Source organism: Rhizobium rosettiformans W3 (assembly GCF_004912135.1).
Taxonomy (GTDB): Bacteria; Pseudomonadota; Alphaproteobacteria; order Rhizobiales; family Rhizobiaceae; genus Allorhizobium; species Allorhizobium rosettiformans.
Genome location: NZ_STGU01000026.1, coordinates 1 through 24,595 on the forward strand (window position 1 = coordinate 1; position 24,595 = coordinate 24,595).

General features: G+C 58.4%; 15 protein-coding genes and 13 pseudogenes. 13 read left to right on the forward strand and 15 right to left on the reverse strand.

What is annotated here, in order from left to right; all coding sequences use genetic code 11:
- Positions 1–13 precede the first annotated feature (13 nt).
- The 3 genes and pseudogenes from FAA86_RS22830 to FAA86_RS22840 all read left to right on the forward strand — a co-directional run.
- Positions 14–154: a hypothetical protein gene (locus tag FAA86_RS22830; RefSeq protein ID WP_281281770.1), complete on the forward strand. Its 141-nt coding sequence runs from the start codon at positions 14–16 to the stop codon at positions 152–154.
- A gap of 169 nt (positions 155–323) precedes the next feature.
- A complete protein-coding gene (locus tag FAA86_RS22835) occupies positions 324–803 on the forward strand; it encodes an MgtC/SapB family protein (RefSeq protein WP_136543468.1) in 480 nt (159 codons plus the stop codon).
- 149 nt (positions 804–952) lie between these two features.
- Positions 953–1,057: pseudogene (locus tag FAA86_RS22840) on the forward strand (IS5/IS1182 family transposase); the annotation flags it as partial.
- A gap of 249 nt (positions 1,058–1,306) precedes the next feature.
- Here FAA86_RS22840 and FAA86_RS25030 read toward each other — a convergent pair.
- From FAA86_RS25030 to FAA86_RS22855, 3 pseudogenes are all read right to left on the reverse strand, one after another.
- A pseudogene (locus FAA86_RS25030) lies at positions 1,307–1,846 on the reverse strand (molybdopterin molybdotransferase MoeA); the annotation flags it as partial.
- 57 nt (positions 1,847–1,903) lie between these two features.
- Positions 1,904–2,282: pseudogene (locus FAA86_RS22850) on the reverse strand (c-type cytochrome).
- A 59-nt stretch (positions 2,283–2,341) separates the two neighbouring features.
- Positions 2,342–3,208, reverse strand: a pseudogene (locus FAA86_RS22855) (arsenate reductase (azurin) large subunit); the annotation flags it as partial.
- On the opposite strand from FAA86_RS22855, the pseudogene FAA86_RS22860 reads away from it, so the two are divergent.
- Both FAA86_RS22860 and FAA86_RS22865 read left to right on the forward strand, forming a co-directional pair.
- Positions 3,207–4,082 (forward strand): annotated as a pseudogene (locus FAA86_RS22860) (site-specific integrase); the annotation flags it as partial. The pseudogenes FAA86_RS22855 and FAA86_RS22860 overlap by 2 nt on opposite strands.
- 191 nt (positions 4,083–4,273) lie before the next feature.
- Positions 4,274–4,483 carry a hypothetical protein gene (locus FAA86_RS22865; protein WP_136543470.1) on the forward strand — a complete coding sequence of 70 codons (210 nt, stop codon included), beginning with the start codon at positions 4,274–4,276 and terminating at the stop codon, positions 4,481–4,483.
- Between the two features lie 814 nt (positions 4,484–5,297).
- Here the strand turns inward: FAA86_RS22865 and FAA86_RS25230 are convergent.
- The 7 genes and pseudogenes from FAA86_RS25230 to FAA86_RS22910 form a co-directional block, all read right to left on the reverse strand.
- Positions 5,298–5,857 (reverse strand): annotated as a pseudogene (locus FAA86_RS25230) (IS110 family RNA-guided transposase); the annotation flags it as partial.
- Positions 5,853–5,951: pseudogene (locus FAA86_RS25235) on the reverse strand (DUF421 domain-containing protein); the annotation flags it as partial. The pseudogenes FAA86_RS25230 and FAA86_RS25235, both read right to left, overlap by 5 nt.
- A 537-nt stretch (positions 5,952–6,488) precedes the next feature.
- Complete coding sequence (locus tag FAA86_RS22885; protein WP_136543495.1) at positions 6,489–7,469, reverse strand: L,D-transpeptidase family protein; 981 nt, start codon at positions 7,467–7,469, stop codon at positions 6,489–6,491.
- 111 nt (positions 7,470–7,580) lie between these two features.
- Entirely contained in the window at positions 7,581–8,492 is a 912-nt protein-coding gene (locus FAA86_RS22890) for a PhnA-like protein (protein ID WP_136543474.1), read from the reverse strand.
- 142 nt (positions 8,493–8,634) lie between these two features.
- Positions 8,635–9,489 (reverse strand): YsnF/AvaK domain-containing protein, encoded by an 855-nt coding sequence (locus tag FAA86_RS22895; RefSeq protein ID WP_136543476.1) that lies wholly within the window; start codon positions 9,487–9,489, stop codon positions 8,635–8,637.
- Positions 9,490–9,521: 32 nt separating this feature from the next.
- Entirely contained in the window at positions 9,522–9,893 is a 372-nt protein-coding gene (locus tag FAA86_RS22900) for a YsnF/AvaK domain-containing protein (protein ID WP_080823485.1), read from the reverse strand.
- 591 nt (positions 9,894–10,484) lie between these two features.
- A complete protein-coding gene (locus FAA86_RS22910; RefSeq protein ID WP_136543480.1) occupies positions 10,485–11,498 on the reverse strand; it encodes an IS110 family RNA-guided transposase in 1,014 nt (337 codons plus the stop codon).
- A gap of 561 nt (positions 11,499–12,059) precedes the next feature.
- On the opposite strand from FAA86_RS22910, the pseudogene FAA86_RS22915 reads away from it, so the two are divergent.
- The 4 genes and pseudogenes from FAA86_RS22915 to katE all read left to right on the forward strand — a co-directional run.
- Positions 12,060–12,344: pseudogene (locus tag FAA86_RS22915) on the forward strand (DinB/UmuC family translesion DNA polymerase); the annotation flags it as partial.
- 1,339 nt (positions 12,345–13,683) lie between these two features.
- Positions 13,684–14,187 carry a DUF3597 domain-containing protein gene (locus FAA86_RS22925; RefSeq protein ID WP_136543482.1) on the forward strand — a complete coding sequence of 168 codons (504 nt, stop codon included), beginning with the start codon at positions 13,684–13,686 and terminating at the stop codon, positions 14,185–14,187.
- A 44-nt stretch (positions 14,188–14,231) separates the two neighbouring features.
- A pseudogene (locus FAA86_RS22930) lies at positions 14,232–14,731 on the forward strand (YciE/YciF ferroxidase family protein).
- Positions 14,732–14,806: 75 nt separating this feature from the next.
- Positions 14,807–16,957: a catalase gene (katE, locus tag FAA86_RS22935; protein ID WP_136543484.1), complete on the forward strand. Its 2,151-nt coding sequence runs from the start codon at positions 14,807–14,809 to the stop codon at positions 16,955–16,957.
- 628 nt (positions 16,958–17,585) lie between these two features.
- Here katE and FAA86_RS22940 read toward each other — a convergent pair.
- From FAA86_RS22940 to FAA86_RS22950, 3 genes and pseudogenes are all read right to left on the reverse strand, one after another.
- Positions 17,586–17,843 (reverse strand): GlsB/YeaQ/YmgE family stress response membrane protein, encoded by a 258-nt coding sequence (locus FAA86_RS22940; protein ID WP_097143482.1) that lies wholly within the window; start codon positions 17,841–17,843, stop codon positions 17,586–17,588.
- A 794-nt stretch (positions 17,844–18,637) separates the two neighbouring features.
- Positions 18,638–19,248, reverse strand: a pseudogene (locus tag FAA86_RS22945) (general stress protein).
- A gap of 31 nt (positions 19,249–19,279) precedes the next feature.
- Entirely contained in the window at positions 19,280–19,597 is a 318-nt protein-coding gene (locus FAA86_RS22950; RefSeq protein WP_136543488.1) for a PepSY domain-containing protein, read from the reverse strand.
- A gap of 88 nt (positions 19,598–19,685) precedes the next feature.
- On the opposite strand from FAA86_RS22950, the pseudogene FAA86_RS22955 reads away from it, so the two are divergent.
- From FAA86_RS22955 to FAA86_RS22965, 3 genes and pseudogenes are all read left to right on the forward strand, one after another.
- Positions 19,686–20,645, forward strand: a pseudogene (locus FAA86_RS22955) (IS481 family transposase); the annotation flags it as partial.
- Positions 20,645–21,213, forward strand: a pseudogene (locus FAA86_RS22960) (IS5 family transposase); the annotation flags it as partial. The pseudogenes FAA86_RS22955 and FAA86_RS22960, both read left to right, overlap by 1 nt.
- A gap of 503 nt (positions 21,214–21,716) precedes the next feature.
- Positions 21,717–23,408 carry an FAD/NAD(P)-binding protein gene (locus FAA86_RS22965; RefSeq protein WP_136543490.1) on the forward strand — a complete coding sequence of 564 codons (1,692 nt, stop codon included), beginning with the start codon at positions 21,717–21,719 and terminating at the stop codon, positions 23,406–23,408.
- Here the strand turns inward: FAA86_RS22965 and FAA86_RS22970 are convergent.
- The gene (locus tag FAA86_RS22970) at positions 23,393–23,608 is read right to left on the reverse strand and encodes an MOSC domain-containing protein (RefSeq protein ID WP_342774148.1); all 216 of its coding nucleotides are present in this window, start codon (positions 23,606–23,608) and stop codon (positions 23,393–23,395) included. The genes FAA86_RS22965 and FAA86_RS22970 overlap by 16 nt on opposite strands.
- Positions 23,609–23,842: 234 nt before the next feature.
- On the reverse strand, positions 23,843–24,166 hold the full coding sequence (locus FAA86_RS22975) for an ArsR/SmtB family transcription factor (protein ID WP_097143478.1): 324 nt from the start codon (positions 24,164–24,166) through the stop codon (positions 23,843–23,845).
- Positions 24,167–24,362: 196 nt separating this feature from the next.
- Here FAA86_RS22975 and FAA86_RS22980 point away from each other — a divergent pair.
- Positions 24,363–24,500 (forward strand): annotated as a pseudogene (locus tag FAA86_RS22980) (DinB family protein); the annotation flags it as partial.
- Positions 24,501–24,595: the final 95 nt, after the last annotated feature.

The window sequence follows — 24,595 nt, forward strand, 5'->3', positions numbered from 1 at the left end:
GCCGGTCATATCGCTGGTCGTGTTGGCAATCGGACTTATGGAGAAGGATGGTCTGATTACGCTGGTCGGCGTTCTGCTCAGCATCGTAGCGGCGACTGTGACGATTTTTTTGATTTACGGGGCCGCATCTGTCGCAGGAAATGTTGCGCGTTGATCATTTCCGTGCCGTGGCAGAGCGCAACCTACCCCCTCCTTGGATACGATCCACTCATCCGTGGCTGTTGCTCCGGTCTTCCAACCCTGCGAATTCTGTTGTCACCGTCTTCCGTCTATGTCACTCCGTTTAGCTGACTGCTTTGCAAACTGGATAAGGAAGATGCTGCGTGCTTGAAGAAATCTGGTCTGCAATAGTCAGAGAATTCGCTGACATTCCCGATGCTTCTACGCTGACGCTTATCACAGTCCGCCTCGTGGTTGCGGCGATGTTGGGCGGGATCCTTGGCTACGAGCGCGAGCGTAAAGGGAGAAGCGCCGGTGTGCGCACCCACATGCTTGTCGCTGTTGGTGCAGCACTCTTCGTAATCGGTCCCTTGCAAAGCGGAATGGAAGTGGGAGACCTGTCACGCGTATTGCAGGGCGTCGTGCAAGGGATTGGTTTCCTGGGGGCCGGCGCGATCATGGTTCGATCCGCGCAGCATCAGATAGAAGGGCTGACCACGGCGGCAAGCATCTGGGCGACTGCTGGGATCGGCATCATTGCCGGACTTGGATTGGAAGCAACCGCTGTGTTGTCGACTGCTATTGTTTTGCTCATCCTCGCAGTGGTACCCCTCGTTCTGCCGAAGAACACAGATCCAGAATGAATGCTCGGCCGAAGTGACAGACGAATGCAGATCAAAGACCCCAGTAGAGCAAAGTTACGGATCAACGAAGACCTCAATCGGCCTAGGGTCAGGACCCATTGATTTGAACTGACGGCTATGATTCAGACGGGCGGATAGGAGCCCGACTGATGAGTAATTTGTTCTGGCTGACGGAGGAGCAAATGGCCCGTCTTCAGTCCTATTTCCCCAAGAGCCATGGCCGCCAGCGTGTCGATGATCAGCGTGTCCTGAGTCACCACGTCATGTCGCCTTGATGCATCGCCCAGACATTGGGTAATAGCGGCCAAGTCGTCGACAAAGTGACCGAGATCGGTCAGCTCAACCCATGGGTGGGCTAGCATAGCTGTAGACATGTAGCGATTTGTGTCAAAGAGCTGTGCTTCGCCAAGACATTCTCCCGGTTGCCGCAATTCGGAGCCGGTCGAGAAGTAAGCGACGCGCAGCTTCTGCCGTACCTCAATCTCTCGCAAACCAAAACCAGCCAGTAGCGCGGCTGTGTGTGGCGTCACAACCGTGCCTGCTGCGGTCGCCGCCGCCCCCTCCACCACATCCTCCCCTACCACGCGAATGTTCATTCCTGGCTTAGGCGCGATTTGAAACCTTATCTTATCCCCCGAACGCGCACAGCTCTCGCGCGTCATGACGGCATCGAATCCCTGTGGGATAGGAGCGCCCGTGTAGATCTCGACGGCTATTCCGTCTGCGCAGGAGCCCATGTTCCTAGAGCTTCCAGCGGCGACGGTGCTTTCAATTCGAGCCTCCCATGGTGCCAATCCCGGAAAGCTACGGGTATTGACCGCAAAACCATCCATCGTCGAATTATCAAAACGCGGAAGGGAACTAGGTGCCTTCAGATCGCGTGCCAAGACGCGCCCTGTTGCTTCGCTTAGAGCGATACGCTCATACCGCGAAACTACCGTCACGCACTGGACCGCTGCACGAACGGCCTCTTCGAATGATAGCTTTTCTGGATGGTCGAAACACCCGGAGCCTTGTGTAGCCGCATCAACTTTGATGTTCATTCTGTTACCCTCGTGGGAGGATGTCCCTGCTGCCGGCAAGCATCACCGATAACTGAATTATTGTGCTTGAAACGTGTTCAGATAGGCGATTACGGCGGCGATCTCTTTTTTCAATCCGGCAAAGGCCATCTTTGTCCCTTTAATGTACACTTTGGGGTTGGCAAGATATTCGCTCAAATGCGTTTCATCCCATACCCACCCCTCTTCGGCCTTTGTTTTAAAGGCGGGAGAGTAAATTGAAGGCCTCGTTCGCCGCGACCTTGCGTCCGACGATACCGTTCAACTCCGGACCGACCTTGTTCTTGGCACCTTCCCCGACCGCATGACAGGCGGCACATTTTTTGAACACTGCAGCTCCCGCGTCTGCACTGCCTTCGGCGGAAGCGGGACCGGCGGCAACAAGGCAAATAAAAATTGTGGCGAGCAGATCTCGCATGTGCATCCTCGTACTTTTTGAATGATCGGGGGCGGCAAGCCGCCCCCAGGAGATGTGGCTCAGGCCGACCTATATTCTTTCGACTTGAAGGTTAGATGGGTCACATTGCGGGGCGCGTCCGAAATCTTGCGAATGTTGCCCCAGGTCTGCTTGTAGTTCGGAATGATGAGTTCATTTGTCCCGGCACTGGTGACATTGCCCTGCACGCCGGTCGGAAAGCCGAAGAGCATGAAGGTTTCCCCGCGCCTTGCTGTCGGCGTCGGATAGGCCATGGCCTGAGTCGCACCGGCATCATTGTGAACTCGACCAGATCGCCCTCCTTGAGGCCCGCTTCTGCCATGTCCTCCGGATTCATTTCGATGAACGGATAGGGGAATCGATCCATGACGAAATCGTTTTCCTGGTCGAGATAGGCAGATTGCCAGACAACATTGGCACGACCGTTGTTGATCAGGTACCTGTGATTGTCCTTCTGCTGCTGTTTGCCTGGAGCCTGAAGGCCGCGCCACGGCGCATCCATGAATTGCGCCCTGCCATTGTCGGTCGAGAATACGCCATCAGTATAGAGCCGCTGCGTACCCTCGATCTTGCCTTCGGCAAAACCAGTGGCTGGTTCCTGGAAGCCGTTGTTGCCCATGGCGCTCAAGCGTTCATAGGTGACAAACTCGCCGCCGTGAGCATTCTTATTGTAGCCGTCCATGAAGGCGTCTTCTTCCGTCCGCCAGTCGAAGCCCTTGAACTAGGCTGCATAGGTGTCATCACCCAGCTCGGTCAGGACCCGCTCCATGGTGTTGGCGAGGCGAGGGGCAATCAGGCAGTCCGGCATGGATTGGCCAGGCGGGTCCATGTAACGCTGTCAGCCTCATGCGCCGCTCGCCATTCATGGAGGTGAGGTTCATCTCTCCCGACGTGGCCGCCGGCAGGATCGCTCATCATCTTTGGGATCCGGAACGGCGCGTGATCAACCCGCAGCGCGGGATGCCGACGGACGTGGAGGACAGGCTACGCATGCAAGGGTTCCTGAGGTCGACCGGGCCGCATGCGCCTGACACGGTGCGCCGTCGGCTCGCTACCTGGTCGACCCTGACCAAATGGCGCGGCCTTGACGGCAGTTTCAGCTCCCCTGCCCTCAAATCCGCTCTTCGTCTCGCGGTTCGCGCGACGCCACGGCCGAGGAAACGCAGAAGCGCCAAGGCTGTGACCGGTGATGTCCTGGCCAGGCTGCTGGCGACCTGCAGGACCAACAGCCTGCGCGACACCCGCGATCGGGCGATCCTGATGGTCGCCTTCGCTTCTGGTGGTCGCCGTCGCAGTGAAATCGCCAACCTGCGCATCGAACAACTCGCTGTTGAGACACCCATCCCCGTCGGGGACGGTCCTTCCCTCCCCTCGCTATCCATCCGTCTCGGCCGGACCAAGACCAGCGGGGTGGATAACGACGAGGTCGTCTACCTCAGCGGTCGACCGCTGGAGGCACTCAATGCCTGGCTTGATGCCGCCCGGATCGAAAGCGGCAGTGTGTTTCGGGCGATTGATCGCTGGGGAAACCTCTCACTGCGAGCGCTTGATCCGAAGGCAATCAACGACATCGTCAAGCATCGCGCCGCATTGGCAGGCCTGGAGCCGGCAGAGTTTTCTGCCCATGGAATAAGATCTGGCTTTCTGACCGAGGCGGCCAACCGCGGTATCCCGCTCCCCGAGGCGATGGAGCAGTCACGCCATCGCTCCGTGCAGCAGGCATCCAGCTACTACAACAACGCGCACAGACGGACTGGACGCGCCGCGCGTCTTCTCGATTGACAGCCGTGGGAGAACGGGGAGCCCGATACCGCGTCACTGGCCTTGAGAGCTTGAAGAAGGCAGATGCGGCCGCTTGCGCAAGCTGCAGTTCAGAGGGTAACGACCAGAATACAGTCGCGCGAACGCAGAACTTCTCGCGCAAAGAGACGATAACCGGCAATCATTGACGATCACCTAAAGATTGGATTTCCATGGAAACCACCACGATCAGCAATCGCGCAGACTTCGCTCAATGGGCGATCGAACGTTCCCGTGCCATCGTTGCTGAACAAGGTGGCAACCTGGCGCTGGCGGCACGCGAGATGGATGAGGGTCAGATTGCCGAGACCGGAAATGCTCTCGGTCAGGCGATTGTCGATGCCCTATTAGAGGTTTTTGATGGCTTGCTCGCGGAGGAGTAATCACTCCGCTTGAACGCGCCCGCCCTAAAGCTCCGTTCCCGTTAGCGGGAGAGCAGAGGCCCGGTGGTATTGAGTGCGAAGGAATTCCGAGTAACGCTGTTTCAGTTCCTGGACTGAAATCCGGCCCTCGATCCAGTCGTCAACGCTGGCACGGAATATCGGGCTGGTCTCAAACTGAAAACCCCGCTCGGCCCAACGATCGACAACGCGATCAAAGATTGCCCTACGCCGTTCAGGCGTCATGCTGAACTCCATCTCACCGGCTTCACCGTCTGGATGAGATACAGGATTCGCCTTGTCGTCGCAGTAGCTAAATTAGCAGGTTGTACGGGTGCCCGCGCGAAGAACATCCGTGGTGAGCTACGGGCCAGCGACAAGCAGATTGCGATCATGAGACGCGTCTGACTTCGAGGCCTGCAGTCCGCAGCAATGCCATCAGCACCGGTCCGAGCGAAAACTCGCCGCGGCTCGACTTACGGGTCAGGTCGCGCAGATTGTCAACCGGCGCGCAAAATTGACCCCTTATCGGCGTCCAATGTTGGCTCTGACTCATATGTGGAACGGCCCGGTTAGCAAGGTCGTCGTTGCGTAATTCTCCTTCGGACGGTGCAGTCATATGTCCGGCCTGTTAGCGCGGTCATCGACCGCTGGCCACGATGAGATCCGCGATACCGATCGCCTAATCAATTTTGCGCGCTCAAATGCACACTGAGTCAGACGGTCTGATCGGTATCGAGGTGTCGCCCCTCGGGTTCATCACACGTTGGCACCTTGCCGCTTTATCCCCCGCGCCGAAACGCGGGGAATTCTGTATCTACGCTTTCGCCATCGTCGGCGCTTGATATGTGCCACCTCTGACGAGGAGCGCCCATATTGTGCGTGCCATCTTGTTAGCCAACGCCACGGCTGCCACCTTATAGGGCCGACGGGCCATCTGAGATAGGATCCACCCAGACAGCTTTGATCCTCTGCGGACCTGCTTCAGGATCGACGTCGCACCGACAATCAGCAGAGTTCGCAATTGCTTATTGCCGCGCTTTGAGATCTTGCCGAGCCGTTCCTTGCCTCCGCTGGAGCTCGCTCTGGGGGTGATGCCGATCCAGGCGGCCAGATCCCGCCCGGTTCGGACGCCGCCGGATCCTGAACGGCGACCCGACAGTTGCAGCAATAATTGGGCCTACCCCAGGGATGGTTGTCAAACGACGAGCTGCATCATCGGCTTTCACTCCTGCGATTATCTTAGCGTCGAGCAGCTCAACCTTGTCTGTCAGCTTGTCGATCTGATCGGCCATCTCCAGAAGCGCAGCTCTGGCCGCGATCGGTAGACGGCCGTCTCGATCGTCGCGCAAAAATGGCAATGAGCTTGGCAGTCGAACGGTGTCATCTGCGCCAGCGTCCGCCTTCCTGAGAGGCGGATGATAACAAGCAGCGTGAAGTATATTGCCAGTCCGTGGATGACAGCCTCCATGGTGAGCCTCAGGGGAAAATGAAGGTGGACCGTTCGGAGACGTCGTCGCCGATCCCGACAGCGTAAGATTGCAAACCGGGCTGCTGCGTTTGCAAGCGAAATACGATGCTGGTCGGTCCCGTCCGGTCGGCGGAAAACACGTAGCCAATGCGTCCGCCGCGCGCAACGGTCGCCTTTTGCGGTGGATCGATCCCCCTTGATCGAGAAGCTCGAGAAATTGAAGATCGAAGAAGATGATCTGGTCCTGTGCGGCGGCGATCAATGTGACCTTCAGATCGTCCGTGAGAGATTGCCGGCAAATCGATCGACCCCTGGGTGAAATGGACGAGCGATCGGGAGAACATGCCGCCCCGCCCAAACAGCCCAAACAGGCATGCCAACAGGATGAGAGCGAATGCGAGCCAGGCGCATCGCTGGGCGAGTCAGAACCGGCGCTAAAACGGGCCATGATCTTCGACACCTTCCGGTAGGGGTATCGGCTTAGGCGTTCGTTACATGGAAAGATCCCGTTGGTTTCGGCATAGTGGTGAGCCGGCCCTACTTGACAAATTCGACCATGACGCCCGGCTTGACCATACCGGCCAGTTCTTCGACGTCCCAGTTGGCCAGCCGAACACATCCATGCGATCCGACCTTGCCGATCAGCTCCGGTTCTGGCGTGCCGTGAATGCCGTAGGTAGGCTCTGTCAGGTCGATCCAGACTGTCCCGACAGGACCGTTCGGCCCGCTCGGCAGTTCAAGGATCTTCTTGTTGTTGCCCTGCTGGAAATTGATCTTCGGGTTGTATGTGTACGTCGGCATTCGCGACACGCCCTTAACCTTGTGAGTACCGGTCGGTGAGGGACTGTCCTCACTGCCAATTGTCGCTGGATAGACCGCGAGCAGCGAGCTGTCTTCGGCAAAAGCCAAAACCTGCGCCAGTTTGCGATGAACCTCGATCCGCTTGACCGATCCGGTCCTGGCAGCGCCGGGAATGGCGACAGCGATCGTTTCGCCCGGCTTGAAGGCCGCCGTCGGATTGAGGGCCTTGATCAGCGCGATATGCATGTGGAAACGTTCGGCCAGCTTCTCGGCAATGCTGGTATAGCCGAGATGCTCCATCCTCGCCTGCTCGGCATAGTCTTTTGGAATGCTCTCGACGATATCCTCTCCGTCTTCTTGCGTGATGGCATAGGCCTGGATGGCCGGGGCATCATCGGTCAAGCGGCCCAATACGTCGGGATCGAGCTTCCCATCCACTGGCAGACGTTGAAGCGCCTCGAAGCCGGCGATCGCTTTCGTCAGGTTGTCGCCGAAATACCCGTCGATGACGCCCGGCGATGAACCAGCCCGGTCGAGCAGGACCTGCAGATGCACGATGGCGGGATTGGGCTCGGTCTGTTTGTCCGCCGGCGCCTCGATCGGAAGGGACGCGATCGCCGCGGTATTGACGGCTTGTGCGTCGATCGGCGCTGCAAAGGCTGGGGAACAGAGCGTTAGAGCGGCGGTCAGTGAAAAGTACCGAAAGGCATTCTGCATGGAGGCTACCGATAAATTAGGGACAGACTCTCCACCCGGTGGATGGAGAGGCTTCATTGGAGAAAGGTCAAGCAAGGAAGAAGGCCGCCGTTTCCGGCGGCCTTCATCTTGTCAAATCGTGCGGCGAGTGGTGGTTTCGGCCAGAAGCAACGCCTTCTTCGTGCCGTAGGAACCGCCGAACCAGGCCGCCACAGCCCCGAGCAGGAGGGCGAAGAAGCCCAGGATCGCGCCGGCCGACACTGCCTTGGTGGCCGTCTGCGCCGCCTCGAGCGCCTGCTGCTTGGCCGCAGCAACATTGTCGCGATAGGTCTTCTCGTACTGCTCGACCTGGGTGCGGGCCTGATCGACCGGGATGTTCTGTGCCTTGGCGATCGCATCAGCGGCGCGATTGCGGGCATCTGCGGCCTTTGCCTGGTCACCGGTCACCGCGGCCTGGACCGCCGAAACGGCTGCATCACGCAGGGCTGCCGGATCGTTGCCGCCAGACGCGTCACGGATCTGTTGCTCGATCCCCGCCATCGGGTTTGCAGAGGTCGCGAGGGCAGGGGCTGCCGCCGTGGCAGCGGTCGCCGCCGTCTGGCCGACGCCGCCGACAATGCTGGACAGACCACTGAATGCGCCGCCGATGAGGGCACCGACCGATGTCGTCAGCAGGTAGAGGATGACCAAGGTGGTGACAGCCCAAGTGGTTACGCCCTGATAGCCGCCGGTCGAGCGGCTCGGACGGCCTGACAGGCGGCTGGCGGCATAACCGCCGACGAAGGAAGCAATAATGCCGGCCACAACGAACCACGCGCCACCGGCTATGGAAAAGGTGCTTGCATTCGGGTTATCATAGGTTGCGGGGTCGATCACGGCGGCGCCAATGCCCACTCCCAGAAGATTGAGGAGGAACTGGACGGCAAGCGCCAGGACGACCCCGGCGAAGATCGCGCGCCAAGACACCTTGTGCAATGTGGCTGTAAGGGAGGGGTCGACATAAGCCGCTTCGCGCGACACGTGGACGGAGACAGGTTCGTTCATGGTGCATCCTTTTCATCACGGAACGTGAGTGCCACAATAACGCCGCAATTGAAGATCGGTTCCCGTGTCACAAGAGAAAAAAAAGACCGGCGATGGGATCGCCGGCCTCGAACTGCAGCTTCATCAACCGAAGAGCCTTCCATTAGTCCTTGCGGACAATACGGTCGGATCGGTCATCTTCGACTTCCACCTCCGTGCGGCGGACGCTGTCGCTGATGGTCACCTCGCGCTGTTCGGCCGTTTTGCGCAGAGCAATCTCTTCGACCACGCGCGCATCCTTAGAGACGATCGCCTCCTCATGGTGCTCCTCGGCCTCGATCGTACGGTCGACGAAGGCGTTCTCCGTTTCGGTTACCGGACGGTCGACCGTGCGGCGCTCGATGCTGACGTTCTCGTCGCGCAGCGATACCTGTTCACTGACAGGATTTTCGACCACGTAAGAGCGGACACGCACGCGGCCATGATTGAGGTCACGCTTGCCGACGCGAAGCTCTTCCTCGACCACCGGGATAACCTCTTCACGGCCGGCCTCCAGAGCTGCCGTTCCGGTTGCGCTGGCACCATTGGCGGGGGCCCCATACGAACTCACGGTCTCCTGCTGGTTCCACCCTTCCGAGCGCCAGCTCTCTGCGCGCTGATCGAGATCGATGCTGCCCTCGTCATCGAGGATATCGATAACCTTGTCATAAGAGGCGGCGGTGACGTTGCTGACCGTCACAAGATAGCCACCGCGGCGAAGACCTTCGGAATAGACGGCGCGGTCCTCGTCGGGAAAGAAGAAGTCTTCCAGCTTCTCCCAGAACCCCTTGTGCTCGGAGGCAACTTCAGTCGAGGTTGTAGACTCCTTTCCGGCGACGACGCGAATGCCGTCGCGGGCAATCCCGGCTTCCGCAAGGCGTTCGACGGCGGCGTCCGCATCGCTGCGGTTTTCGAAGAAGGCCGCCACCGTGTTCGATGACGAGGCGCGGTAGGACGATGTGGTTTCGCTGTAGGTCATGAATTTCTCCTTTTCTCGGATTGGTAATTAGCTCAGGGGTCGTCGCGCTCGATGCTGGCACGTTGCTTGCGCAGTTCGACCGGAATGGAAACGTCCTCGGTGGTGGCGACGCGGCGGATATGGATCTCTTCGACCAGCATCAGACGCTTCTCGACAACGAGAACCTCCTCCATCACAGGTACAATGGTCACGTCACCGTCCGTGCGAACACCCGGCGCTTCTGACACTTCACGTCCGATTGCCACACGCGTCACCTCGACATTCTCGCTGTCGAGGCGTGCTTCCGCTGCTTCTGTGACAAACTCGGTTTTGGTGCTCACGCGAACGCGGCCGTCGCTCACGGCGCGCTTGTAGATGACAAGCTGTTCTTCGATCAGCGATAGTTTCTTGTCAGGCTCGGCCATGCGGGTTCCAGATCGTTTGTGACCAGTAATGAACGAGCGGAGTGCAACCTTGTTCCTGAAAACTGTTTCGGCCTTCGTCCAGGCTAATCTGTGCAAAAGCAAACGGTACTCGGAACAAACTTTCCAGACGGCGATGAACTGATGGGGTGGATGCCCCCTCCGGCCGGCATCGGAGTATGATGCCGGCCCAGCGCCATGGTGGCGCTCACGGAGGAAAGGCAGATGACACAGGTGCATATCCTTGCGATCGACCTCGCGAAGCGGAGCTTCCAAGTCTGTGGAACGGATCGCGGCGGGGCGTGTGTGGATGCGCCCGGTTTGGCAAGAGGATTTTTGACGGTAGTCCGCGAAACGAGGAATTTTATCGGTCGTGTGTCAGGCCTTTTGATGTGGCCTGATTAGCCACGGGCCGGGATGCAGTTCGGAGAACAGGGACCACATCGGTTCAGAGAGCTTTGTGCTCGAGCGCCGGGACTGGTTTACCCCATTCTGAACATTGAAGTCCTTTCCGCATCGTTCCGTCAGTCGATCTTCCCACCGGGGCTTTTGGCCCCAGGCATCACCGCGTTACCTTTCGAGAAAGGCAGCGGATTACGCCATTCTGTAATTCTGCTCCCTGGTCATCATTGCCCATATGATGCGCGCCATCTTGTTGGCGAGCGCGACAGCCGCCACCATCCGAGGCTTTCGTCCAAGAATTGCTCCAAGCCAATTGTCCGGTAACACGCCCTTGCGCACTATCCAGCGGATCAGGCTCATGGCTCCTACTATGAGGAGCTTTCGGATATCGGTCTGCCCCATCTTGCTGACATCGCCCAGTCTTGTCTTGCCACCCGTTGAGTGCTGCCTGGGCACAAGGCCGAGCCAAGCAGCAAAATTCCGGCCGCTCTTGAATGCACGAAGATCGGGCGCAAACGCGAGGATCGCGCCGGCGGTTACGGGGCCGACGCCGGGAACGGTGCAAAGTCGACGCATATCTTCATTCGCCTTGGTAGCTTCTCGAAGCTTCAGCATCAGGCCATCGATCTTCTCGGTCAGCAGCCTGATCTGGTCCAGGTAGAGCTGACCAATCTCTCTGACTCCATCAGGGAGATCATTTGTCTCATCGGCCAAAATGCCCACCACCGCAGTGAGATTGGCTGGTCCTTGAGCAACGACGATTCCAAATTCGCCGAGGTGCCCGCGCAACGCATTGATGAACTGGGTGCGCTGGCACACGAAGCACTGGTGCGTTCGAAACGCCACCGCACGTGCCTGATGTTCAGCGCTCTTGACCTCGACATAATGAATGTTCTTTCGCTGTGCAGCCTCCGCGATCGCCGCTGCATCGGCTGCGTCGTTCTTCTGCCGTTTGACAAACGGCTTCACGTAGATCGGTGGAATTAGCCGTACATTATGGCCACAGCCTTGAGCAAAGCGGCCCCAGAAATGGCTGGTGGCACAGGCCCCCATCGCGACGACGCACGGCGACTGCTCGTTCAACAGTTGCTGTAATCGGGCTCGCGAGAGAAGCCGGTTGAATAGAACCGCCCCGCCGCGATCCGTTCCACAGACTTGGAAGCTCCGCTTCGCGAGGTCGATCGCAGGGATATGCACCTGTGTCATCTGCCTTTCCTCCGTGAGCGCCACCATGGCGCTGGGCCGGCATCATACTCCGATGCCGGCCGGAGGGGGCATCCACCCCATCAGTTCAGACGAAGACGAAAGTGGGAATTCCTAAAAATCCTGCTGATGAAGAAACCGACTGCGCTTAGCCATTGCTCTGAGCTCCTCCTAGCTTCGAAAACCCGACTTGAAGAGAGACACCAGTTCCCTTGCCAGACCAAGCTCTTCCTCTTGACTCGAATCACCTTCTTGATCTCGAAACAAGTCCGCAAGCACCCTGCGTAACAGAGCCAACCCTTGCGGGCTGATCTCCTGCTCATCGTCAAAATATCTTTCGCCCATCTGCAATTCTCTCTGCAACTATGTCTTATTAGATAGCGATCTGACACCGCGTCTATAAGCTTCGCAACACATTCTCCCCAGAGCTCGACGTCTATCCCGCTTCTTCTTCTTCTCGATTGAGCAAATGGGCGACTCCCTCACGATACGTCGATAATTCGCGAGCAGACGAGAAGGTGCATCGATTCCAGCATCTTGCTCCGACTCCAACGGTTGCAGTAACCTTTAGCGGCAAAAGTCTGGTCGCATTGTCAGGCAAAGTCGATCAGCGGCAAGACGGCAACCGTTAAGATCAAATATTCGGACTTCACGCAGGCGACACGAAGCAGAACAGGCACTCTCCCAGTCACGGGCGTTGCCGAGATCACGGAGGCCGCATCTGCCTTACTTGCCACCGTCTATCCGTTCAAGCGTCCGATCCGTCTGCTGGGCGCGACGCTCTCTTCGCTTACCAACGATCAGTCGGAAGATGACGGGGAACAACCGCAACTCTATCTGGCGTTATGATTGGATAACAAGAGGATAGACCAGGATCTCCGACAATTCTCTCCCTAGAGTACGCGTCATCGATCTGGAGACCGGCGGCAATGGTCTGAGCGACGTTTGCGAGATCGGCTGGCAGGACGTCACTATGGCTGATGATGACCAGTGGTGAGTGACCGAGGAGCGCGGAGCTCTGTGGTCAATCCCGAGCGGCCAACGACACCAGATTCAATCGCCGTGCATCATATTCTTGACGCCCACGTCGCCGACCCAGCCTTCTGGAAGGAGTTTGCCGCGGACGTGCTCCGGCCGTCTGGTGCCTGGATGCGCTGGCCGCCCAGCGCACTGGTTTCGACAGCGCTGATGCACACCCAGCTGTACCGGCGGCGCACCATGGGTCTGTTTTTGGAAGTCGGCCCTGAGGGTCTTGGTCGGAGCTTCCCCGCTTTTCCAACCAGATGGTGCGCTACCAGCGCATGCCGGAAGGACTCGTCCACGAGATCGGCCTGCCTGACCACCGTGCCATGCCGGACGCTTATGTCGTGCACCACCTCCGCGAAAGCGTCATCCCTGGACCACCTTCTGGCCTGGAGCGCAGAACCTAGGCTGCTGCCCCGCGTTCCCGCTGGCCCGGACCGCGGAAAAACCTGGGATCGGATCTCTAACGCAGCGCTGTAGAACTTCGCGCGGTGTCGGGCTACCGGCGTTCGCTTCAGTGCTCAGGCGGAAATGGCGCGGCGCGGCGGACTGGTTTGCAGGCCATTAGCGCAGATTGACATTAAAGCCCCAAATGGCAGAGCCGCGGTCCTTCCCGACATTCCATTCCGGGTTGCCGATGTGGTCTCTGAGTCCGTTGATCACCCGAGGGTTTTCGATACGCGACATCCTTCACGGACCTCCCTCACCGTGTGTTGAGCAGGATCTAATGTTCTCTACAAATGCTATCGCGCTGTTTTTTCTCAGCGCAGAAGAGAGTGAAGCTTGCTTCGAAAGGCCACTTAATGACGCCAACGCGGCGGGACCCGAATTGCTCATGGATCCACGCATTCTATGAGGCATCACACCGATACAAAGGTTGCTTATCCCGGAAAAAAGTCCGTGAAAGAACAAGCGGACCACCGCGCACTAAGCAGCGTGCACCGCGGCTGCCCACCTCGCTCTTCGAACCGGGCCGCCTCGCGCTCGGCGACCGACGCGAAAGAATATTTGCTCCCAAGCCTGGGGCACAAGGAACTGCGATTTGTTCGCGGCGTTAATCGGCGGGGCGACAGCACATCAACTTTTCGCGACGGCCGGGTACATATGTGTGCTACAGCTTACGAGCGGATCGAGCGCCCTAACCAGCTCATAGCAGGAGGAATGAATGAGCATCTTCGACCGCATCAAGAACGCAATTTTTGGCGAAGCAAATGCCGTGCCCGCCCCGCAAGCGTCAAGCACGGCCTCTTTGGCACCGTCATCTTCAGCCGCGCCTACCACTCAACCACCCGCACTGTCAGAGACTGCGGCCAACCCGGCTATAAGCCAGCCCGCCCCGCCCGCAGCACAGACTGCGAACCCTGCGCCGCAATTAGACGGAGGCGTTTCTTCCGGCTCAAATTCTCGGGCTCCAATCGACGTCGAATCCATACTCAACGAAGCGGCGAAGAAGTCTGGCCAAAAGCTCGACTGGCGGCGCTCAATTGTTGACCTGATGAAGGCTCTCGGCATGGACGCCAGCCTTGAGGAGCGCAAGGAGTTGGCGCAGGAACTAGGCTACACCGGCGACGCCGATGGCAGCGCGAAAATGAACAATTTTCTTCACAAGGCTCTCATGAAGAAGCTGTCGGAAAACGGAGGGAAGGTCCCCGCAGACCTGCTTGACTGAACCAAACTCTTAGACCTGATCCTCAATCACAACGGAGTAATGAAATGGCAGCCACCAAGACACTGGACGACCTGTTCCTCGACACTCTGAAAGATATCTACTTCGCAGAGAAGCAGATCCTGAAGGCCCTTCCGAAGATGGCCCGCGCCGCCAATTCGGAAGAAGGAAAGGCAGGCTTCTTGCAACACCGCGACGAGACCCAGGGCCAGATCGAACGCTTGGAACAGGTTTTCGAACTGCTCGGAAAGGCGGCGCGCGGACCTGCGAAGCCATTCAGGGCATTATTGCCGAGGGCGAAGAGATCATCGAGGAGTTCAAGGAGTCTCCGGCTCTGGATGCAGGGCTCATCTCATCCGCCCAGGCAGTCGAGCACTACGAGATCGCCCGTTACGGCACGTTGATCGAGTGGGCCAAACAGCTTGGTCTGAAGGACGCCGTACCCCTGCTGGAGGCCAACCTCGCCGAGGAGAAAGCGACAGACGAAAAGCTCACGCAGCTCGCAAGGGTCTCTGCGAACGCCAAGGGCAAAAGCAAGACTTCCTGAGGTCCCAGTTCATTATTCAAGGCCGTCCCACAGGGGCGGCCTTTTTGTATCCAGCCATCACCAAAGGGGATAATCATGGCAAAGCGTATAAAACGGGCGACCCGCTCGTCCTCGTCCACGGACATTGTCACCATCCATGATCAGCAGCTTCACCGAGGCGCGGGCGGCGAACTCCACCAGATCGCAGAGGACGGTGCCGACGTGTTGACCACGTCGCAAGGCGGACCAATCGCCGACGACCAGAACTCTCTTCGGATCGGCGCCCGCGGTCCGCTGCTGATGGACGATTTCCATTTCCGCGAAAAAATCTTCCACTTCGACCACGAGCGAATTCCGGAACGCGTGGTTCACGCACGTGGCTATGGCGCCCACGGCTTCTTCGAAACCTATGAATCCTTGTCCGACGTCACCCGCGCCGACATCTTTCAGCGCGCAGGCGAGAAAACGCCTGTCTTTGTCCGCTTTTCCACTGTCGCCGGCAATAAAGGTTCTGCGGACCTCGCCCGCGATGTCCGCGGTTTCGCCGTGAAGTTCTATACGCAGGAAGGCAACTGGGATCTCGTCGGAAACAACATCCCTGTCTTCTTCATACAGGACGCAATCAAGTTTCCGGACTTAGTACATGCCGCAAAGCAGGAGCCAGACCGGGCCTTTCCCCAGGCGCAGACCGCCCACGACAACTTCTGGGACTTCATCAGCCTTACGCCGGAAAGCATGCACATGGTTATGTGGATCATGTCCGACCGCACCATCCCACGATCTTTCCGTTTCATGGAGGGGTTCGGTGTACACACCTTTCGTTTCGTCAATGACAAAGACGAGTCCACGTTCGTCAAGTTCCACTGGAAGCCAAAGCTCGGCCTCCAGTCGGTTGCGTGGAACGAGGCAGTCAAGATCAACGGCGCCGACCCCGACTTCCATCGTCGCGATCTCTGGCAGGCGATCCAATCCGGCAACTTTCCGGAATGGGAACTCTCTGTGCAGCTCTTTGATCAAGAGTTTGCCGACAACTGGGACTTCGACGTCCTCGATCCGACGAAGATTATTCCGGAAGAGTTGTTGCCGGTAAAACCAATCGGCCGTCTCGTGCTCGACCGCATGCCAGACAACTTCTTCGCGGAGACCGAGCAGGTCGCGTTCATGACGCACAACGTTCCGCCGGGGATCGACTTCAGCAACGACCCTCTTCTTCAGGGCAGAAACTTTTCCTACCTCGACACGCAGCTCAAGCGGCTTGGCGGACCGAATTTCACGCACCTTCCCATCAACGCACCAAAGTGTCCCTTCCACAACTTCCAGCAGGACGGGCACATGGCGATGCGCAACCCGGTCGGCAGGGTAAACTACCAGCCGAACTCGTTCGGGGAAGGTCCCCGGCAGGCCCCGTCCCGAGGATACCGCCACTTTCTGGCCGAGGAGAACGGCCAGAAAGTGCGGCTGCGTCCGGAAAGCTTCGGCGACCACTATAGCCAGGCCCGCCAGTTTTTCCTCAGTCAGACGCCGCCCGAGCAGCGGCACATCGCGATGGCACTCACGTTCGAGCTAAGCAAGGTCGAGACCGTCGCTATCCGCGAACGGATGATCTCGCACCTGCTGAACATCGACGAGACGCTCGCCACCACCGTTGCCCAGAAGCTCGGAATCCAGACAATGCCTAAGCCCGCCGACGCTGCCATGCCCACACGTCAGGATCTGGAGCCGTCTCCCGCGCTTAGCATCGTGCAAGGCGGACCGAAGCGGTTTGAGGGCCGCAAACTCGGCGTGCTTGTCACGGATGGCGTCGATGCAAAGCTCCTCAAAAAGCTGATGATGGTGATCGAGAAGGAGAAGGCTTTGGTCGAGCTGATTGCGCCGAAGATCGGAGGCGTGACCACGTCCGACGGGACCTGGATAGAGGCGAAGCACATGATCGACGGTGGCCCATCGGTGCTGTTCGACGCCGTCGCCGTCCTCGCGGCTCCGGCCGCAGTTGAGGATTTGGTGAAGGAGGCGACAGCACGGGACTTCGTGGCGGACGCATTCCAGCACTGCAAGTTCATCGGCTACGACGAGGGCGCTTTCCCGCTTCTCGTCAAGGCTGGCATCACCGACGATCTCGACGAAGGGACGATCGCACTTCCCGGTGAAGGGGGGGTTGCCGCTTTCGTATCCGAACTTGGGAAATTGCGGGTGTGGGGCCGGGAACCCGCTCTTAAGCTCGGCAAAGCCTCGCCTCCGGTCGAGTGAAGATCAGGCGCGGACCTCGTGTCCGCGCCGTTCTCTCTAAGCGGTGAGGGAGCGGCGACTGGCGACCCGTGTAAGTTGGGGTTGGCGCCGTACGGCGGGCTGGGACAATTATTCGGGCCACTATTGGCTTACAATTCTAAGCCACGGTCTCGACGGCCGGCTAAATGGCTTTCAGCGCACGGATTGCGACGGGGCTGCTAAGGGGGCACAGCTGCGCTGATCCTTTAAAGCGATGAAAAACAGCTGTTTGAAGAGCTCAACTAGGACGTGATTGACGAGCCTTTGCGATTTGCGGGCTTTGTCGCGTTATCTCGGACTTCCAATGCGCGCGCTTCTGAAGGTCGTGAACTAATTTAACCCGGAAAGGCGGTTTCCGAGCGAAGACAACTAGTTCCAATCATTTGCGGCGCTACGTCGAGCAGCAAGCCGGATGTGTGCGCCTTTAGGTAGGAGATTAAATGTCCGACCGATAATGATCTCTGCTGCCGGGCGAAGAAACCACAAAGCACTAGCGCTCTGCCGGTAGCTCCGGCACTACACACGGTTTTCGGTTCTACCATGTCGGTTAATGCCGGGTAGGGTTCCCGGCGGCGTCTGCACACGACGCCGCCCAAACGATTTTACTGGTTCACGCTGTTCGCCTTACCATCCGCGCCAGCGCAATTAAGATACATGCGCCGATGAAACCGGCGATAAGGTAGCCGAGCCAGCCTCCGAGAACGATGCCGAAAAGTGAAAGGATGAAGTTGGCGACTATGGCACCGACAATGCCGAGAAGGATGTTCATGATGACGCCCATGTTGCTCTTCATAAACGTCTCTGCAAGCCATCCTGCAATGCCACCGATGATGATCGCCGCGATCCAGCCGATACCTGCGTCTTCCATATTCAACTTTCCTTCCGATTTCTTAAAATACATCCGGGGCTCCGGAGGTGACGAGAAAAACTCCATGCCGAGGGACTTTGTTCCCTCTGGGAAAGGAAGTGGCGTCGTTCTATTCTATCCTGGACGCGTGTTAGTTGAAAGTTCCTGAACCGGTCGACGGTGCCGCTGTGGGACCAAAGCGTTGGACTGCCTCACATTGCTGGGCTGAGCAGACGCCAACAGCGCATTTACATCCGATAAGCGTTAGCGAAGACAGTTGTAAAGCGTAGAATGTGAGGTCTGGCCGTGCAGGTCTTGTGGAGGCTGGTCGTGTCGATGATCGTGCACCTGCCACCTGCTTAGTCTCGTCAATACGAAGCGCAGAGGTTAGGAGGATTTGTAACTCGCATACCGGTTGTGCCGTCGACGATTGACGATCTCTGACCCACAATTCAGCTCCAGTCCTGCCCCTCGAAATGGTGTACGGGCCCAGGAGGTGGTGATTGATCACGCAAGCTACTGTAGTCTCGGCATAGCTAGTGCGTCCGATGGCGGGCTGAGAACTCAAACTGCACGTTCACCGCTAGCAGCCCCGGGGTTTCGCGCAGGATCGGCCGTTCTGGCAAGCTTGTTCGTCTGACCAGTGGCGCCAGGCGCCTGCGCGCGGGCGCGGGCGAGCCGCTCGATGGTATCGGAAATGCTTCGCATGGGGTGACTTTCTGGGGTTCCGGAAAGCCAACCGACATCCCTGTTGATAGATGATGTGCCTCAGAAACGTTGAGGACCGGCGTGAGCCGGTCCTCAATTCTCAGGCGTTAGAGAGTGCGAACTCGATATCGCTCGCGCTCCTGCTCGACTTCGGCTGGGCCGTAAGGATCAGCGGAATGATCGAACTTCGTCCAGCCCTGCTCCGAATAGGCCTGGCGGCGCGCCATCGGATCGACGCGGTTGGACTGCTTGAGGATCATGTCAGCTTCGGTTTCCACGCCGTCATCCACACGAGCGGTGACCAGCGTGCCGCCGCGGCGAACGCCTTCAGCATAGACATGGGCCTCGTCTTCGGAGACGCCGGAATCCATGAGTGCGCCGATAAGACCACCAGCAGCGCCACCGGCAACCGCACCGGCAATGGCGCCAGCAGCAGTGGCGGCAAGCCAGCCGGCTGCCACTACCGGGCCGACGCCGGGAATGGCCATGATGCCGAGGCCAGTCAGGAGACCGCCTGCGCCACCGACCACAGCGCCGATGCCAGCACCGGTGCCAGCGCCTTCTGCGGCACCGTTGTCGTTATCTTCGTGCTTGTGGCGGTTGTCGGCATTGTTGGAAACAATGCTGATGTCGTCAGACGGGACGCCACGCGCTTCCAGTGCGCTCACGGCTGCGCTTGCATCATTGTAGTTGTCAAAAGTCCGTTAACGGTTTTCATGGGAATGACCTTTCTCTGCGTTTCCGCAAAATTATTTGGAGACGACGTTGCCCTGGTAATCCATGGCCACCGGCATGGACTTGCCATCCTTCATCGCCGTGGCCTGCCAGACGCCCTGATCGTCGAGCTTGAGGTCGGCAATGCCGGTGAAGCCGGCTGCTTCGATGCGCTCCCGCGCCTGTTCTTCGGTAAAGGAATTTGCGCCCTCAACGGGGGCTGCAGCGTCAGGGGTTTCCGGGGTCGCAACGGCTGGCGTGTCGCCATCCGTCGCAGGAACAGTGGTGGTCTGGGCATAGGCAGACACTGCCGTGGCGCACACGAGCGCCGCCGCGAAAATCATCTTTTTCATGGGTTTTCCTCTTTGCAGACCTGGTTGCTAGGTGTTTAGTCCCGGCATTTGATGGTGCATTATTCAGCCAGGAATGGAGGGATGCGCTATGGGTCAAATTCTACACGGGAGCGCCCGCACGACAGAGGCAGTCCGTCGAGCGATACAACATAGTCAAGAGAGCCTGAGGGTTCTGGCGAAACGCTATGGGATCAACCAGAAAACCGTCGCTAAGTGGAAGCGGCGCACAGCGGTGAAGGACCTGCCAACCGGTCCGAAAGACGCGCGCTCAACCACACTTTCAATCGAAGAAGAGGCGATCGTCGTTGCCTTCCGCCGACACACGCTGCTGCCGTTGGATGACTGCCTCTACGCCCTGCAGGCTACGATCCCGCATTTGACCCGTTCGTCGCTGCATCGCTGCTTACAACGGCATGAGATCAGCCGATTGCCAGAAGTGACAGGGGAAAAGGAACCGAAGAAGAAGTTCAAGACCTACCCCATTGGCTACTTCCACATCGACATCGCCGAAGTGCGCACGGCCGAAGGCAAACTCTATCTTTACGTAGCGATAGACCGGACCAGCAAGTTCGCCTTCGTCCAGTTGGTCACCAAAACAGGCAGGACATCGGCGTCCGCCTTTCTGGTCGCGCTGATCGCGGCCGTGCCCTACAAAATCCACACCGTCCTGACCGATAATGGTATCCAGTTCACGTTCCCGCCGCGCTACGCCGATGGGCCGACTGCCACTTACATGACGCACATGTTCGACATGCGTTGCCGTGAAAACGGGATCGAGCACAGGCTCACCAAAATCAAGCATCCCTGGACCAACGGCCAGGTCGAGCGAATGAACCGAACGATCAAGGAAGCGACTGTCAAACGTTACCACTACGACAGCCATGCCCAGCTAACCGCCCACCTTCATGACTTCGTTGACGCCTACAATTACGGCCGGCGGCTAAAGACGCTGCGCGGCCTCACGCCCTACGAATACATCTGCAAAATCTGGGCAACAGAGCCAAAACGGTTTAAACTCAATCCGCACCATCAAATGCCGGGACTAAACACCGCTTCAACCGTTGGTCTCGCAAACGGTTCTGGACTGACTTGGTCGAGGCGCTTGCGAGGTCCGGTGCAGTCACCAAAAGCACTTCCATCGACAGCACCTATGTTAAGGCGCACCGCTCGGCGCATGGCGGCAAAGGGGGGCTAAAAATCAGGCTATCGGCCCCTCGCGCGGTGGTCAAACCACCAAAATCCACGTCCTCACGGACGTGATCGGCCGCCCTTTTGCATTAATGCTGACGGGTGGCAATGCGGCAGACAGCCCGGTCGCGCCAAACTTGCTGGCTGGCCTGAAGGGTGCACGATATCTCCTTGCGGACAAAGGATACGATGCAAACAGTCTGCGAAAGCGGCTGCGCCTATCCGCAATCGTCCCCGTGATACCTGGCCGTTCAAATCGCAAGCGCCCGATCCGATACGACGCAGAGCGCTACAAGAGCCGCCATCTCATCGAGAATGCCTTCTGTCGCCTCGAAGACTTCCGGCGCGTCGCAACACGTTACGACAAGCTTGCCAGAAACTTCCTCTCCGCAGTCGCCCTCGCTACCCTCGTCGCCTTCTGGCTATGAATGAGTCTGAACCCTAGGTCCGGTAGCGAAAATGCGCCCGCCTGGTGAAAGTTCCGTCTTCAACGTTTATGCGACATGAACCCAACACGAGTTCCTCAGGGTCGTTTGCCGCCACGCACCTTGTAGAGGCGCTAAGTGTAATCAATCGACGCAAGTCAACCAATTCATTCAATATTAGTCAGCCACCCTTTCCACAAGGTTAGACAATACACACCTTCTGCTAATTAAAGTGCTTTCTACAAAGGATATGCGTATGAAAGCCCGGCTTTATTACCCCATAAGGGGCCACGGTATGGAGTATTCTGACATATTTGGTGCTCACTGGAGTCCGTCTTTGTCATTTCTTTAGTATAATAGTGGCAGCCGATTCAAATGAAGTTCCGACGATCCCGTTTGCTCGCAGAAAAAACGTTTTACGAGCCGCATGAGGGCGGGAACCATTTTGAGGGTGGAACATTCTTTGACAGCCGTGCGAGATTATTCGCCGGACATAGGATGTGTCCATGCTTCCACGAATTGCGATCATCGGCACGGGTCCGACCGGCCTCTACACGTTCAAACAACTGATCGGCTCAACCGTTCCCCTTTCGATTACCCTGTATGAGGCGGAAGGCGAACCGGGCAAGGGCACGCCCTATCATCCCGACATGAACGACCCGGCCATGCTCTCCAATATTCCGAGCATCGAGCTTCCAGCCTTCACAGAAACGCTGGCCGACTGGCTGCGGCGGCAGAATGACGACACGCTGATGCGTCACGGCATCCGCCGCGAAGCGATCGACGAGCGCGAATTCTACCCACGCCTGGTGCTTGGCGACTATATGCAGGCGCAGTTCGAGCGCATGCTGGCGGTGGCCGCCGAGCGTGGTCATGAGATCACTGTGCTCGCCCACCACAAGGTGGTGGATATCGAGATCCAGGACGACGCGATTCGCCTGCGGGTGTCCAATCCCGAGGGGGAGAGTGACGCGAATTTCGGCCATGTGGTGATGGCGACCGGTCACAACTGGCCGGACAGCACGGAAATCCGCCCGGGCTATTTCGTTTCGCCCTGGCCGGCGACTGTTTTGAAGTCAATCCGCAATGAGCCCGTCGGCATTCTCGGCACGTCGCTGAGCGGCATCGACGCCCTCATGACCGTCGCAACGGCCCACGGCTTGTTCTACCGCGACGCGGCGGGCGATCTGCAATATCAGCCGGCTGCCGGGACCGAGGATTTTCGCGCGACGCTGATGTCCCGCAAGGGCATCCTGCCGGAGGCCGATTTCTATTGTACGCTGCCCTATATGGAGCCGCAGGTCTGTACCGAGCAGGCGATTGACGCCCTGATCGCCACGGGCCGGCGTGATCTCCTGGACGAGGTCTTCGATCTCTTCCGCCGCGAAATCGTTGCCGCCGACCCCGATTATGCCGCCCGCATCGGCCTGTCGCAGCTGACCGTCGAGACATTTGCCGCCGCCTACTATGCCGACCGGACCGAAAGCGATCCCTTCGTCTGGGCGGCAAAGAACCTGGCCGAGGCCGAGGACAACAGGGTGAAGCGCTACACGGTGCCGTGGCGCTATGCGATCCTGATTACCCACGAGATCGTCGCGCGCGTCATTCCGCATCTGGACGAGAAAGACCTCAAGCGCTTCCATCGCCATTTCAAGGGCATCTTCATCGACGACTATGCAACCGTACCGCTGATGTCGATCCGCCGTCTGCTCGCGCTGTCGCGCGCGGGTAAGCTGTCCATCCTGCGGCTCGGCGAGGACTACAAGATCCGCACGGCCGAGGACGGCCTGGAGCGTGGCGCGGAAGTCGAGGTGTCAGGCGCTACGCATCGCTTCGGCGCCTTCATCGATGCAACAGGTCAGGAAACCCTCTCAGCGACGGATCTCCCCTTTCCGACGCTTGTCGATCAGGGAGGCGTGCGCGAAGCCGCGACGCCTAAGGTCGAGGCAATCCTGTCAATCGACCGGGATCCCGATATGGTGCGCACCGGCGGCATCGATGTCGATGAGTTCTATCGCCCTCGTCTCGGCCTGATGTCGGAAGGTCGGCTCTATTGCGCGGCAATCGCCTTCCTGCTGCACAAGGAGCCCTTCGTGCAGGGCATCACGAGCGCCCGGGATATCGGCGAAACCGTCGGTCGGGCAATCCTCAAGGATATCTCGCAGGCGGAGACGCCGCTCTTTCAGATCTCGGCGTAAACGGCATCGCCGACGTTGATCGTCACGCCCTCGGTGGGCGTGGCGTAGACGCCGAGATTGCGCTTGTTGTGGCGCATGATCCCGCGCAGCACGTCGGGCTCTTCCGCCATGCCCGGCTGGGCGACAAGCGTCATGCCACAGCGGCGCGACGCCTCGGTGACGCGGATATCGGCGTCCCCGATACGTAACCTCTGGTCCACCCAGTCGCTCTGAATGAAGCCTTCACCGTCGTCCGTTCCGATCAGTAATGGGGGCCAGAACCGTCTTGCATCGTGCGGTACAACGCCCGAATTACGGCGAGCGCCTCGGCCGAGGCATCAACAGGTGAAGCGGCGCTGCCCCGATGTGTTCCGCTGCAACATCGACAGCTCGGAAGCAAATTTGGCGCTCCGATATTTTAACAGTGCGACTGTTTCTTTTCCGAACTAGATATTTTAGTCATTGTACGGGAAGCTGTTCATTTGTTCTAGCAGACGGGCAATCGTCAGACTTTCGCATCGATAATATACCGTCTGCCCGGCCCTGCGAGTTGTGACAACACCCGCAGCACGAAGCTTTCCAAGATGCTGGGAAAGGGCAGATTGACTAAGAGCGATATCAAATGCCATCTCATTCACCGACCATTCCCGCTTCATCACGCGCAAAATGATTGCCAAGCGGATCGGATTCGACAATGAGGTAAAAAGGTCAGATGCCCGACGCAAAGCGACACGATCGGTGCAATCTAGCTCAATCTCGGTGACACTTTCGACAAACATATAGGTGTTCTTCCCCCACAAAGGCGCTAAGCATACATGTCATAACATGGTTAATTTAACGTGTATCGGCACACACGATGCGACTTCACGCCAGCGTCCGGGAGTGTCCAATCGCGTGGCCCAGCACGGCCCTCAGCGGGTTGCCTATTACCTATCATTCGGTCGATGATCCGAGGTGGCCCTGCAACAATACTCGTCGGCCCTCACCCATTTCTTCAACCAGCAGACCCATCATCGCGGACAGGTGCATGCCGGATTGACCGGACTGGGCAAGCCGAGCCTCAGCCTCGACTTGATCTATTTCGTCCGCAGCGAGGGCAGACAGTGGATGTGAGACGCGACACACGCCAGGCAAAGCCCTGAAACGAAAACGGGGCCACGATGATCGTAACCCCAAGTCTTTCGTGCGGACCCCGGCTTCGCTTGCGA